Source organism: Pseudomonas sp. NFPP25, from assembly GCF_900116505.1.
GTDB lineage: Bacteria > Pseudomonadota > Gammaproteobacteria > Pseudomonadales > Pseudomonadaceae > Aquipseudomonas > Aquipseudomonas protegens.
The window spans coordinates 202,380-215,539 of the sequence record NZ_FPBG01000009.1 but is presented as its reverse complement, the minus strand read 5'-3'; the positions used below and the strand labels follow the sequence as shown (position 1 = coordinate 215,539).

10 protein-coding genes are annotated in these 13,160 nt (G+C 58.2%); 5 read left to right on the top strand and 5 right to left on the bottom strand.

Annotation, left to right across the window (positions count from 1 at the left end; genetic code table 11):
- From BM382_RS29980 to BM382_RS29960, 5 genes are read left to right on the top strand one after another with little or no spacing between them, the layout of a single operon-like run.
- On the top strand, nucleotides 1-795 hold the full coding sequence (locus tag BM382_RS29980) for an NAD-dependent epimerase/dehydratase family protein (protein ID WP_072444983.1): 795 nt from the start codon (nucleotides 1-3) through the stop codon (nucleotides 793-795).
- Nucleotides 792-1,625 (top strand): sugar phosphate isomerase/epimerase family protein, encoded by an 834-nt coding sequence (locus BM382_RS29975; RefSeq protein WP_072444981.1) that lies wholly within the window; start codon nucleotides 792-794, stop codon nucleotides 1,623-1,625. Before BM382_RS29980 ends, BM382_RS29975 begins: the two co-directional genes overlap by 4 nt.
- Complete coding sequence (locus BM382_RS29970) at nucleotides 1,622-1,978, top strand: DMT family transporter (protein WP_072444979.1); 357 nt, start codon at nucleotides 1,622-1,624, stop codon at nucleotides 1,976-1,978. Before BM382_RS29975 ends, BM382_RS29970 begins: the two co-directional genes overlap by 4 nt.
- A gap of 5 nt (nucleotides 1,979-1,983) precedes the next feature.
- Nucleotides 1,984-2,808, top strand: coding sequence for a glycosyltransferase family 2 protein (locus BM382_RS29965; protein ID WP_072444977.1), 825 nt, complete (start codon nucleotides 1,984-1,986; stop codon nucleotides 2,806-2,808).
- A gap of 1 nt (nucleotide 2,809) precedes the next feature.
- Entirely contained in the window at nucleotides 2,810-4,789 is a 1,980-nt protein-coding gene (locus BM382_RS29960) for a hypothetical protein (RefSeq protein ID WP_072444975.1), read from the top strand.
- A 197-nt stretch (nucleotides 4,790-4,986) separates the two neighbouring features.
- On the opposite strand, the gene BM382_RS29955 is transcribed toward BM382_RS29960, so the two are convergent.
- From BM382_RS29955 to BM382_RS29935, 5 genes are all read right to left on the bottom strand, one after another.
- On the bottom strand, nucleotides 4,987-6,327 hold the full coding sequence (locus tag BM382_RS29955; protein ID WP_072444973.1) for a TolC family outer membrane protein: 1,341 nt from the start codon (nucleotides 6,325-6,327) through the stop codon (nucleotides 4,987-4,989).
- On the bottom strand, nucleotides 6,324-7,673 hold the full coding sequence (locus BM382_RS29950) for an HlyD family type I secretion periplasmic adaptor subunit (RefSeq protein WP_072444971.1): 1,350 nt from the start codon (nucleotides 7,671-7,673) through the stop codon (nucleotides 6,324-6,326). The genes BM382_RS29955 and BM382_RS29950 overlap by 4 nt, the downstream gene beginning before the upstream one ends.
- On the bottom strand, nucleotides 7,670-9,466 hold the full coding sequence (locus BM382_RS29945; RefSeq protein WP_072444969.1) for a type I secretion system permease/ATPase: 1,797 nt from the start codon (nucleotides 9,464-9,466) through the stop codon (nucleotides 7,670-7,672). The genes BM382_RS29950 and BM382_RS29945 overlap by 4 nt, the downstream gene beginning before the upstream one ends.
- Nucleotides 9,467-9,684: 218 nt before the next feature.
- On the bottom strand, nucleotides 9,685-10,302 hold the full coding sequence (locus BM382_RS29940) for a heme acquisition protein HasA (protein ID WP_011063600.1): 618 nt from the start codon (nucleotides 10,300-10,302) through the stop codon (nucleotides 9,685-9,687).
- Between the two features lie 83 nt (nucleotides 10,303-10,385).
- The gene (locus BM382_RS29935; RefSeq protein ID WP_072444967.1) at nucleotides 10,386-13,091 is read right to left on the bottom strand and encodes a TonB-dependent receptor; all 2,706 of its coding nucleotides are present in this window, start codon (nucleotides 13,089-13,091) and stop codon (nucleotides 10,386-10,388) included.
- Nucleotides 13,092-13,160 lie beyond the last annotated feature (69 nt).

The following is a 13,160-nucleotide window of genomic DNA, read 5'->3' as shown; positions in this document are numbered from 1 at the left end:
ATGACAAACGCACTAGTTGGATTTTCTGGATACGTAGGAAGCACGCTTCTCAAGCAAGCAAAATTTGATCGACTCTACCGCTCGACCAACATTCAAGATATCGAAGGTCAGAAATTCGATACGATAGTCTGTGCAGGAGCGCCAGCTCAAAAGTGGATTGCCAATCGCGAGCCTAAAGAAGATCGCAAGAAAATCGAGGCGTTGATAGGACACCTTCGCACAATCAAGTGCAAAACCTTCATTCTGATCAGTACTGTCGACGTTTTTAAAAACCCGGTTGAAGTAGATGAGTCCACACCAATCGATGAGAGCGGACTGCATGCTTATGGCCTGCACCGCCGACTAATCGAAAAGTTTGTGGAAGGTCATTTCCCCAATCATCTGATTGTTCGACTACCCGGGCTGGTAGGGCCAGGTCTACGCAAGAACGTTGTCTTTGACTTCCTGAATGACAATAATTTGCACGCAATAGAAAGTCGTGGGGTATTTCAATTTTATCCTATGGTAAATCTCTGGTACGACATCCAGACAGCATTACATGCAAATCTCCGTTTGATTCATCTTACCTCCGCCCCGATCAGTGTTGCGAATGTCGCACTTGAAGGGTTTGGAAAGACTTTTACTCAAGAACTGGCCAGCACTCCCGGACGCTACGACATGCAGACTTGTCATGCGAGTGTATTTGGCGTGCAAGGCCGGCATCAATATAACGCGCGTGAAACGATCCAGGCGATTCGAGCCTACGCCCAGTCAGAAGCGGTGACGTTAAAGCTGGCGTCGGGGGCCAAATCATGAGGCTCAGCATTTCAAATATCGCTTGGGATGTATCTGAAGACATTGCTATCGCAGAACTGTTGAATCGATACAGTATTGACGCTATTGATATAGCCCCTGGCAAATATTTTCCCGATCCTACTGCAGCCAAAGACGAAGAGATTGCAAAGGTCAAGCAGTGGTGGTTCGACCGGGGCATAGAAATCACCGGCATGCAGGCTCTGCTTTTTGGAACAACAGGCTTGAATGTATTTGGCACGCCAGACTCACAAAAAGCGTTACTTAACCACCTTGACGCCGTCTGCCGTATTGCCTCTGGACTTGGCGCCACACGACTAGTATTTGGCTCTCCAAAAAACCGTGACCGTTCCGGACTGGACGACGAACAGGTCATGAATATTGCCGTGCCATTTTTCACGAGTCTAGGTGATATAGCCCAGAAACATGGTGTAATTATCTGCCTGGAACCAAACCCGTCTTGCTATGGTGCCAACTTCATGACTACAAGTGCAGAAACAGCACGCGTTGTGAAAAGAGTTAACCATCCAGCGATAAAGATGCAGTTAGATACTGGTGCCATTACAATTAACGGCGAAAGTGCCACAGCAGTACTAGGTAATGATGCGAGTCTGATTGGGCATATCCATGCCAGTGAGCCAGATCTACTGCCTCTTGGTGATCACGAAACAGATCATCAATCAATAGCTAGCGCCATTTCTAGATTTTTACCAGACCATCTGATCTCCATTGAGATGGTTGCAACTAAAGAAGAGCCGCACCTCAACTCTGTCGAGCGCGCACTTACTTGCGCTATTCAATACTATCATCAGCGCCAAGGTGCTACGCAATGAAATGGCTGATTTTGCTGTTAGGTATCGCAGCTAATGCTTCGGCAAGCGTCTTAGTAAAATTAGCCATGATGCCTCCCCGTAAATTCCCCTCAATTTCCGACCCTATGTCTGCGCTGACCAATTGGCCATTCTGGTTGGGACTTGGTCTTTATGGAGGGGCTTTTCTTTTATATGCCGCCGCTCTGGGGCGCTTACCTTTGAACGTCGCTCATCCAGTGCTGACTGCCGGTGCAGTGGCTACTGTCGCCTTATTTTCGGTTGTTATCTTCCGAGAACCTTTTCACTGGACCACTGCCGCAGGCATCTTGCTGGTGATTACCGGGGTCGTGCTCATCACTTATCGAGTAGCTTGAAACTTATGAATAAAGCATCCACCACCTCTATTGCAGGACATGAAACATGGCAAGTGCCTGCAATGAAAACTCTCCTTTGGCTTGGCCGGCAACAACCTTGGTGCGTTGTTATTCCCGTGATCAATGAAGGACAACGCATTAAAAATCTTCTGAAAAAAATGGAGATCCAGAAGATTTCCGGAATAGCAGATATCCTTATTGTAGATGGCGGCAGCAAGGATGGCTCCCTGAACCTCGACGCTTTGAAAGAAGTGGGTGTCCGGGGATTGATCGAGAAAACAGGCCCAGGAAAACTCAGCGCCCAGCTTCGCTGTGCCTACGCGTTCGCACTTGAGCAGGGATATGAGGGCATCGTTACCATAGATGGCAATGATAAAGATGATCCTGAAGCAATACCAAGATTTATTTCAGCTCTGAGAGAGGGAGTGGACTTTGTTCAGGCCTCACGATTCATTGCTGGAGGTATCGCTGAAAACACGCCAAAGTCCCGAGACTTTGCCATTCGTTTCATTCATGCGCCCTGTCTGAGTCTAGCCTCCGGCTTCAAATGGACTGATACAACCCAAGGATTTAGAGCCTACAGCCGAAAAATGCTCATTGATCCAGAGATTTCAATATTCAGAGATATTTTCTCAAAATATGAGTTGCTCGCCTATCTATCCTACCGTGCGCCAAAATTAGGATTTAAATGTGTAGAGCTTCCTGCTGCCAGAAAATATCCCGTCGACGAGATTCCAACAAAAATCACAGCATTCAAAGGAAACCTCGACGTATTGAAAACACTATTTGCTACCTGCTTCAAGCAGTACAACCCTAAGAGAAATAATTAACATGAAGGAGAAAAAGTACTACCTCATCGTTTTTTTAATTATCAGCATTAATATTTTTATCGCCTCTAGATACATATCAATTTCCCCTATAGTTGATGGCTGGGCGGTATGGAATCGCGTGATGCTGCTCAACTTCAATGAACTGTCGTTTATTGATTATTTGCTTAATTTCTTTGGTGCACACCCACACTCTGTAGTCATGCTACTGGCCTGGATCGACTATCATGCCGGCAATGCCAACCAAATAATTCTTGCTATAGCATCTTTCAGTGCAATTGCTGCATTCGCACTGTTTTGTACTCATCGCTTTCAGGTTTGGACAAAAAAGATCAATGCTCCGGGTTACGGTATTTTTCTAGGTGGAGCCGTCATCGCTCTGCTGACAACGACCCTTGCTGACCAACAGGTCATGACCATCCCATTTCAAGCCGTATTGTCGATTTCCAGATTGAGTTATATAGTGCTGCTCTGGGCCCTGATAAGGGCTCTGCGGGAAAACTCCGCCGCCAACCTATCAATCGTAACTATTCTTTCTTGCTTTGCGGTAACCTTTCACGGATCCGGGCCAATTTTTTCCCTTTTGTTCATCGCTATACATTGCATGATGTACAAGGGTCCCTGGCGATTCCTCACAGGCTTCGCACCTGTTGCTGCGACAGCGACCCACTCCTACTTTTATAAGCTAGGTGGTGAACTTGACAACCTTGGCTCGCTGATCTCCTTGGATGGCTTCGTAAGCATTTCAAAAGCATTATTTGGTTACTTTGCCTCTATACTTCTTCCTTTCCTGGGTATTCTCGGCGAAAACACCGTTTTGATTATCGGTGCAATTGTCTTTCTATTCACCGCCTGCATCGCCTGCTACTGCCTGCTCGATTTGATCGTTAGGCGCTTGAAAAAAGCTGAGCCTCGCACCACTGACGACGAGAAGCTATTTGCCGGTATTTTGAGCGCATTTATCTTGCTTTCAGGAGCTGCTGCAGCAATTCTAATGACCGTACGTGTGGGTCCTGATTCATATAAAGCAACTCTATCCAGCTCTCGTTACATTGCCTACTCATTGCTCTCCTATGCAATGATGGTGTGCGTACTCGTGTACTCATTGAACAGAAAAAATCCAGGTAATATTTTAAGACTATCCGGGGTAGCATTCATCGGCATAATTGGCCTCTACCCTACATTAACTTTCAAAAACAGCTACTCATTCGATATAGAGCTGAACAAAGCTATCGCAGCTATTTCGATTGGAGTATCACCATTGGTATCTCCGGCCGATGCTATTTGGCCTTTGGCCAAAGATGATTGGTACTGGGTAAACTCTCTCCCTCAAACAGTGAGCTACCTCAAAGAAGAGAAGCTGGGCCCTTGGTCAAAAATCCCTGCTCTGCATCAGATATACATGGGTAAGAAAAAGCCTAAAGAGATAGAGATAACCAATTTTTCGAAAGCATCACTGTCTTGTAATGGTGAAATTTACAATTTTTCTGGAACGCTTCCGGCACCGGCACGCAGCCAGTTCTTAAGAAGCAAAATAATCACAATTATTGACGTTGAAAATAAAGTCATCGGTTTCGCTGTTCAGACCCGCTCGCAGAGCGAAACTCACGGTGCAGATATCCAAGGTTATATCGTGACCAATGATACACAACCACCTGCATCCATTTTTCTGGCACCACCTGGAAATTTTTACATAGGGAAAAATGATCTAAACCTGATCACCTCCTACAACCTGACAGACAGTACGTGGCTAAAGGGTTTTGCCAGAAACTGGCCTGGTTTCTTTGTAAAAGATACGCAGGAAAACAGACAGCTACTGGTTCCAGGTAGCCTATTGAAGTTTTCAAATGGCGATTACCGACTGCTTACAGAGCAGATTATTGCCAACGGCTTTGTCAACGTTCGCACGAATGGCACAGTTCTGAATGCTGAGGCTATTGGTTATCCAAAGCCGATCAGAATAATAAATCCCGCTTGTCAATGAGTATTGATCTGCAGAAAATTTCCAGCGAAAAAGAATTTCGGAAACTTTATAGAACGTCCTATTCGAAGGTTATGTTCATTGCAGCTCACTCAATACCCAATTGAATTGCCATTAAGAGACAGCCGTCCTTTCGACGGCTGTCTCTATTTGAAGCCTACAAATCCCAAGGGCGGCATTGCCCCGCCAACAGCGCAGTGTCAGCCCGTGGGGCGGAAGTAACCGGCCAGTTGCTGCAGGTCCTGTTCGTTGAGCAGGCCGGCGTAGTACTTGAGCTGGATCCGCGCCAAGAGGTAGGCATGACGGGCATCCGCCAGGTCGCGGCGGGCGGTGAACAGTTGCTGCTCGGCGTCCAGCACGTCCAGGTTGACCCGCTCGCCGCCGTGCACGCTCTTCTGGGTCGCGGTCACCAGGGCCTCGGCGGAACTGACGGCCATTTCATAAGCGCGGACCTTGGCCGCGGCGCTGGTGTTGAGGTTGAACTGCTTGCGCAGTTCGTTGAGGGTGGTGGCGGTCTTGGCATCCAGTTCGAACTGGGCCTGGGACAGCTGGCTGGCCGCCTGGCGGGTCGAGGCCGATACCGAGCCACCGGCAAACAGCGGCAGGCTGACCTGGATGCCCACGGTATTGGTGTCGTACTTCTGGTTGTAGGAGCTTTCCGAATCGGAACTGGTCTGACGGCTGCTGGCATACAAACTCACCTTGGGCAGGTGCCCGGCGCGCTTGCGCTCCACTTCATACTCCGCCACTCGCAGCGCCTGCTGCTGGGACGCCAGGTTTGGGTTGTTGGCCATGGCCAGGTCACGCCAGCTGTCGAAGCGGTTGGGCAGCAGCGGCTGGATCTGGAACTGCCGGGTCAGCGGATCCAGTTCGTCGATCTGCAACGGTTCGCCGACTATGGCTTGCAGCTCGCGCAGGGCCGCGTCCTGCTGGTCCTGGGCCTCGATCTCCTGCGCCAGGGCCAGGCTCAGCCGGGCCTGGGTCTCCAGCACATCGGTGCGGGTGCCCTCGCCGCCCTTGAGCAGGCGTTCGTTGAGCTGCAAGCGTTCGGCGTAGGCACGCTTCTGCGCCCGGCTCAGTTCGATACGCTCCTGGGCCAGCAGCGCCTGGCTGTAGGCACTGAGCAGGCGTACCGCCAGTTCCTGGCTCTTGCCACGAAAGCGTTCGTCGGAAAACAGCGCCTGGGCCGAGCCCTGGCGGTAGCGCGCATAGGCTTCGTAGTCCAGCAGCGGTTGCTGCAGGGTCAGGGTCGAGGCGTAGCTGCGGTAGTCCCGGTCATTGGTGACATCACCGCGAACGGTCTCCTGGGTCACTTCGGACTGGTTGCGCGAATTGTTGTAGCTCCAGGACAGGTTCGGCAGCAGCACGGCACGGCCAATGGCCCGGTTCTCTTCCCCGGCATCGCGCTCCTTGATCGCCGCCTGGAAGGTCGGGTCATTGCGCAAGGCCAGGTCATAGGCGTCCAGCAACCCCAGGGCCTGGACCGACGGGCTGCCCAACAGGCACAGCAGGGGCAGGTAGTAGCACCAGGCTCGAATCATTCTTCCACCAACGCCATGTGAGTCCGATCCAGCAGGGGCTTGAACAGGTAATTGAGCATCGAGCGTTCGCCGGTACGGACAAAGGCTTCCACCGGCATGCCCGGGCGGATCTGCAAGCCCTGCAACTGCTGCATGCCCTGGGCGCTGACCGTGGCCCGCAAGGTGTAGTAAGGCTCCTCGGTGCGCTCGTCCACCTGCCGGTCGGCGGACACCAGGGTCACCTCCCCCGGCACCCTGGGCGTGGTGCTCTGGTTGAAGGCCGAGAACATCAGCTCCACTGGCAGCCCCGGGTGCACCTTGTCCACCAGTTGCACCGGCACCCGCGCCTCCACCAGCAACGGCTCGTCCTGGGGCACGATGTCCATCAGCGGTTGGCCCGGCTTGATCACCCCGCCCTCGGTGTACACCTCCAGCCCCACCACCACCCCGGCGGCCGGGGCGCGCACCTGGCTGTTGGCCAGTTCGAACTCGGCGGACGCCAGGCGATTGCGCAGGTCCTCGGTACGCACCCGGGTATCGGCCAACTGGCTGCGCAGGTCTTTCTGGAAATCCTCGGTGGTCTGGCGGATGCGCAGGCGCAGTTCGAGGATCTGCCGCTGCAACTGGCCGATGCGGCCGAAGTCCTCGGCGATCGAGCCATCGATCTGCGCGTATAGGCGCTCGCTGTCCAGCAGCCGGTTGCGCGGGATATAGCCGTCCCGGGCCAGTTCCCGCAGGCCCTGCAACTGTTCACTCAAGGCGCGGCGCTGCGCCAGCTTGCTGGCCTGGGAATCCCGGGTGCCACGCAACTGCGCCTCGGAGCCGGCGATGGTTTCGGCAATCCCCTGCTGCTCCATGCTCAGGGCCTGGCGCCGGCTGCTGAACAGCTGCCGTTGCAGCGCCAGGCTGGCGACCACGTCCGGCTCGCTGGCCAGGGCCTGAAGTTGCGGGTCGAAGACGATATCGCTGGCGCCGTCGCGCTCGGCATTGAGCCGCGCTTCGCTGGCCAGCGAGCCCAGGTACTGGCTGCGCAGGGACTGCATCTGGGTGCGCAGCGGCGTCTCGTTGAGGCGCAGCAGCACCTGCCCGGCGCTGACCCGGTCGCCCTCCTTGACCTCGATCCGCTCGACGATGCCGCCGCTCTGGTGCTGCACGGTCTTGCGATGGCCCGAGACCATGACCTTGCCCGACACCGCCACGCCCTTGTCCAGCGGCGCCAAGGCGGCCCAGCCGATAAACCCGGCAAAACCTCCCAGCACCAGGAGCCAGCCCAGCCGCGAATACTTCCTGTCGTCCAGGGACAACACATTGCTGGCGGCCGGCCCCGCGACCGGCGCAGCAGGACCTGTGGATAAACTCGCCTTCATGCCTTTTTCCCTTCGCCGCCGGCCACGCCCAGGCGGTAGTTCATGTTCAAGCTGGTCACCGGGCTGCTCGCCGGATTGCTCATCGGTACAGCCGGCGGCGGCGCGGCCTTGGCCTTCTGGTTCGCCTCCAGCACCCGCGCCGTAGGGCCGAAGGCTTGCAGCTGGCCCTCGCGCAGGATCATCAACTGGTCGGTCAGGGTCAGCACGTTGGGCTTGTGGGTGATCAGCACCAGGGTCCGCTGCCGTTGCTTGAGTTGGCTGATGGCCTGCAGCAGCGCCTGCTCACCGGCCTCATCGAGGTTGGAATTGGGCTCGTCGAGCACGATCAGCGCCGGCAGGCCATACAGGGCCCGGGCCAGGCCAATGCGCTGGCGCTGGCCGCCGGACAACCCGGCACCGCCCTCGCCCAGGCGCGTGTCATAGCCCTGGGGCAATTGCAGGATCAGTTCGTGCACCCCGGCCATTTGCGCGGCCTGCAGGACCTGATCCGAGTCCAGCTGGGCAAAACGCGCGATGTTCTCGGCGATGCTGCCGGCGAACAGCTGGATGTCCTGGGGCAGGTAACCGATATGCGGCCCCAGTTGCTGCCTGTCCCACTGAGCCAGGTCTGCGCCATCCAGGCGTACCTTTCCCGTCAGGGGCGTCCAGGCACCGACCAGCAGCCGGGCCAGGGTCGACTTGCCACAGCCGGAAGGGCCGATCACCCCCAGCACCTGGCCAGCCTCCAGGGTGAAGCCAAGGTTGCTCAGGGCCGGGCGACGGCTGCCCGGGGCACAGGCGCTCAACTGTTCGACGCTCAACTTGCCCTTGGGCGTCGGCAGGCTCATGCGTGCCGGGCGCGGCGGGTTGGCCTGCAACAACTCGGACAAACGCTCGTAGGCCAGGCGCGCCGAGCTCCATTGCTTCCATACCGCGATCAACTGGTCGATGGGGCTGAGCACGCGGCCCATTAGGATCGAGCCGGCGATCATCATCCCCGGGGTGATCTGGCCCTGCACCGCCAGCCAGGCGCCCAGGCCCAGCACCAGGGACTGCAGGGCCATGCGCACGCCCTTGGACCAGGCGCTGATGGTGGCGGTCTTTTCGCTGGCCAGGTTCTGCTGGGCCAGAAAGCCCTGGTGGCCGATGAACCAGCGCTCGCGCAGGGCGCCGAGCATGCCCATGGCTTCGATCGCGTCGGCATTGCGCAGGTTGGCGGTGGCCTGCTGGCTGGTGATGATCGACAACTGGCTGGCCTGGGCCAGGGGTGCCTGGCAGATATGCTGGTTGATCCAGGCCAGCGCCACCAGCAGCACCGCGCCGGCTAGGGCCAGCAGGCCGAGCCAGGGGTGAAAGAGAAAGATCACCAGCAGGTAGACCGGAAACCAGGGCGCATCGAAGAACGCGAACAAGGCATTGCCGGTGGCGAACTGGCGCAGCGCGGTCAGGTCGTTCAAAGCCTGGCCGGCGGCCTGGGGGCTGCCCTTGAGCTGGGCTTCGAAAGCGGCGTCATACACCCGCTGGTTCAGGCGCATGTCCATCTGGGTACCGAGGTGGATCACCACCTGGCTACGCACCCACTCCAGCGCCCCCATCAGGCCGAACAGGCCGAGGATCATCAGCGTCAGCATCAGCAGGGTCATCTGATTGCCCGAGGCCAGCACCCGGTCGTAGACCTGCAGCATGTAAAGGGCCGGGGCCAGCATCAGCAGGTTGATCACCGCCGAGAACAGGCCGATGTTGAAAAAGCCGCCCTTGTAGGCCGTCAAGGCCGCCAGCGTCTCGGAAGCGGCAAGTGGATTCGGCCTGCTCATCAAGGTGTCCTGTGGAGAGTTTAGGGTTACAGGGCCTTCCGCTCGGGCAGAGCGGAACGACAAGAGGCGCGCCCGGTGCGTTGACAGGCACCACGGCGCTCCCCAGAATTTGCCACCGCCGCCGCCCTGGCCTTCGAAAACTCGGGCGACGGAGGTGAGTCAAGCCAGCGAATGGAGGAGCGATCCTGCATTCGCTTTTTTATGCCTCAGGCCTGCACTCAGGCGGCCAGCGCCCAGTCCTGGGCCACGTCCTGCACACCCACCAGGCCAACATCGGCAGCGGCTGCAGCAGCCGGGTTGACGTGAGCAACGCCAGCAGCGGCCAGGTCGTCGAAGGTGGAGTTCACCGACAGGCTTGGGTCGATCGCCTTGAGCAGGGCATCGATCTCGCCGGCCAGCGCCGAGCTGTCGCCACTCATCAGGCCGTAGACCACCTTGTGCACTTCGCCTGCACGGCCTTCTTCCTTCAGGCTGTTGAGGCCCAGGTTGGTGAAGCTGACTTCCTGGCTGACCAAGTTGTAGTTGCTGCCCGAACCACCGGCGAGGGTGTCGCCCAGGGAGATAGTGTCCACCGAGCCCCAGAGGGTGTGGCTTGGGTTGCTGAACAGGGTGTAGTGCAGGTTGCCGTCGGCGACGAAGGCCGCATCACTGGCGGTGCTCTTGATGGCGTACTGGGTGCCGTCGAACGGGCCCGGGTTGAAGCCACCGGTGTTGGTGCCGTCGACCACTTCGCCTGGGCGGTGGTTGACGTCGCCGAAGTAGGCCGACCAGTCAGTCAGGTATTGCGCAACAGTATTACCGCCGTAGGTAGCGCTGTAAGAGATCGAAATGCTCATGCAAAACTCCAATACATTAGGGGGGTCATGTCCGCAGCACGCCACTGCCTGCTGCGGTTTTGCCCATCAATGGGCAAAAGCGGTCAGAACTGATACTCCACGGTGCCCTGCAAGGTCCGGCCACGGCCGAGGGTGAAGGCCAGCACATCGCCGAGGGGCACCAGGTAGGCGCGGTCGGTGACGTTTTCCATGGCCAGGCGCAGGGTCAGTTCTTCAGTGGCCCGGTAGCTGCCATACAGGTCGTAGACGGTGTAGGGCTTCCAGTCGGCCGGGTAGACGCCGGTCTGGCTCACGGTGCCGGTGGCGGAGCCGGCGATCGAATAGCCGGCGCTGTAGCGGGCCCGGGCGCCGATATCCAGCTTGCGGTCGAAAAAGCGTGCGCCCAGGGTCAGGGTGCCGCGGTCCATGGGCATGTGTTCGGCCGAACCGAGGATCGCCGCATTGCAGCGGCTGGCGTTGTTGGCCGCATCATCGGGGCGCATGCCGGTGACGATCGCACCACGCCCACTGCCATTCTTCACCGGCTGGGTCACGCCCCCCAGCCAGGCGATTTTCGTGCAGAAATCGTTGTCGCCGATCATGCGGGTGTAGTTCAGCTGGCCGTAGGCGCGACCGGCGTCATAGTCCAGCTGGTACTCCACGCCCTTGAAGCGGGTGCTGCTGAGGTCGTTGACATAGGCACTGTTGCCGATGCCGGGCGAGCCGTAGCCAGGGGGCTGCACACCCATGGCCATGTAGATGAAGTCATCGACCCGGGTATCGAAGTACGCCACCTTGATCCCCAGGCGGTCATCGTTGAACCAGAGGTTTTCCTTGAAGACGTTGACCCCCGCTTCCCAGGTGCTGGAACGCTCCGGCTTGAGGAAGGGGTTGGGGAAGGTGCTCTCCGAGCCGCCGCCGTGGGGCCGGCCGGTGATCATGGTTTCGGTCACCGCCGGTGGCCGCCAGCCCTTGCCATAGCTGGCGAACAACTGCAGCCATTCGACGCCCGGCTTGACCGACAGGCCGAAGGTCGGCGAGAAGCGCCCTTCCTCGTTGTCGATGTCATAGGCCATCGGCACCGAAATCTGCTGGGGCGTCTTGCCGATCACGAAGGTGCGGGTGTTGATTCCGGTCTCGCCCCGCAGGCGGTAGCGGTCGTAGCGCAAACCGGCGTTGAGGTTCAGCCAGCCGTCGTAGTCGAAATCCAGGCGGGTGAACAGGCTGCCCAGGGCACGATCGCCCTCGGGGGTCATGCTGGCCGCGGGCGAAGCGCTGACCGCCGATCCTTTGGGCACCGGCTGGCTGGAGTCGGGGCGGACCTTGTCATAGAAGAACTCCAGGCCGTAGTTGGCCTTCAGCGTGGCCAGTTCGCCGAGCGCGAAGGTCGAGGTGTTCTGCGCCTGAGCGCCATAGGTGTCGGTCTGGTAGGTGATCGAGTAGCCGGGGCTGCTGCGCCGGGTCAGGGTGCTCTGGTCGTTGCTGTTGTCGACGTAGTAGAGCTTGGCCTTGAAGTCGATCAGCGGGTTGTCCGGGGTGTAGCTGTAGTCGAGGCCGAAGTTTTGCGAGCGCACATCGCTGCTGCCGAGCTTTTCCCAGAGCTGTTGCTTGTTCTCGACGTTCATCATGTTGGCGTCGTCGTAGGACACCTGGGTGGTCAGGTAGCTCAGTTGCAGGCGCTGGTCCTGGGGCAGGTTGAGCCCCAGCTTGGCCAGGCGCGAACGCATCACGGAAGCGGAATAGGCCACCTTGGAATTCTTCACCCGGTCATTGATCGACGGGTCCATCCAACTGCCGGTACGCAGCTCGCCAATGCCGCCCTTGGTCCCCGGGTTGTAGTCCCCCAGGTGCCGTTCACTGGCGGCCAGCAGCATGTCCCAGACCTCGGTGCCGATGGCGAAGGCGGTGCTGCCGATGAAATGGGTGCCGTTGCTGCGGCCACCCAGGCCGCTGGTTACGCGGATCCGGCCACCGATTTCCTGGCCGGGCTTGAGCAGGTCACGGGCTTCGACGGTGCGAAAATTGGCGACCCCGCCAATCACCCCGGCGCCGCCCATGGTCGAAGTGGCGCCCTTCTCCACCACCACCTCGGAGAGCAGCTCGGGGTCGACGTAGAGGGTGCCGTTGCGCTGCTGGTGGCCGCTCTGCTGGTAGTTCTGGCGCATGCCGTCCACCGACATGTTGACCCGGCCATAGTCCTGGAGGCCGCGGATATTCACGGACAGGCCCGGGTCCTGCTGACTGACTGCCGAATACACACCGGAGGTTTCCTCCAGCATGTCGGCCGCGTGCCGGGGCGGGTTGCGATCGAGCTGCTCGCGGCCGACCACGCTCACCGAACGCGGCGCGTTATACACCCAGTCGCTCTGGCGGCCTTCGAGGTTGCCGGAGATGGTGGTGGGCGCCAGGGCCAGGGCGCCGTCACGGCCGGTTTCCACCCGGTTCAGGGTCACTTGGCGCTCGCCGGTGAAGCGGTACTGCACCGGCGCATTGCCCAGCAACCGCGCCAGGCCCTCCTCGGCGCTGTAGCGGCCCTTGAGCGGCGAGCTGTGCAAGCCATGCAGGCGCAGGCTGTCGAACAGCACCTGCACCCCGGCCTGTTCGGCAAACACCAGCACCGCACTGCCGAGGGCCTGGGCGGGGATATCGAAATCCATCTCGCGTTGCTGCTGGGCGCTCTGTGGGGCTGCACCCGCAGGCTCTGCCGCGAGCAGCAAACCGCCTCCTGCCAACAGCCCTGCGACGCCCAAGTGAATGGCCAGGGCCAAACGACTTGCTGCGTGAATTCCAGTGCGACTGCCTACCCTCATGTCCCTTGTTCCTGCGCTGGCTATTTTTGTTTATGCGAATGCATCTCAATTAGCTAGACGTGCCAGGCA

Coding starts and splice junctions, on each gene's coding strand:
- BM382_RS29980 (WP_072444983.1), top strand. CDS start 1: ATGACAAACGCACTAGTTGGATTTTCTGGATACGTAGGAAGCACGCTT.
- BM382_RS29960 (WP_072444975.1), top strand. CDS start 2,810: ATGAAGGAGAAAAAGTACTACCTCATCGTTTTTTTAATTATCAGCATT.
- BM382_RS29975 (WP_072444981.1), top strand. CDS start 792: ATGAGGCTCAGCATTTCAAATATCGCTTGGGATGTATCTGAAGACATT.
- BM382_RS29940 (WP_011063600.1), bottom strand. CDS start 10,302: ATGAGCATTTCGATCTCTTACAGCGCTACCTACGGCGGTAATACTGTT.
- BM382_RS29970 (WP_072444979.1), top strand. CDS start 1,622: ATGAAATGGCTGATTTTGCTGTTAGGTATCGCAGCTAATGCTTCGGCA.
- BM382_RS29950 (WP_072444971.1), bottom strand. CDS start 7,673: ATGAAGGCGAGTTTATCCACAGGTCCTGCTGCGCCGGTCGCGGGGCCG.
- BM382_RS29945 (WP_072444969.1), bottom strand. CDS start 9,466: ATGAGCAGGCCGAATCCACTTGCCGCTTCCGAGACGCTGGCGGCCTTG.
- BM382_RS29955 (WP_072444973.1), bottom strand. CDS start 6,327: ATGATTCGAGCCTGGTGCTACTACCTGCCCCTGCTGTGCCTGTTGGGC.
- BM382_RS29935 (WP_072444967.1), bottom strand. CDS start 13,091: ATGAGGGTAGGCAGTCGCACTGGAATTCACGCAGCAAGTCGTTTGGCC.
- BM382_RS29965 (WP_072444977.1), top strand. CDS start 1,984: ATGAATAAAGCATCCACCACCTCTATTGCAGGACATGAAACATGGCAA.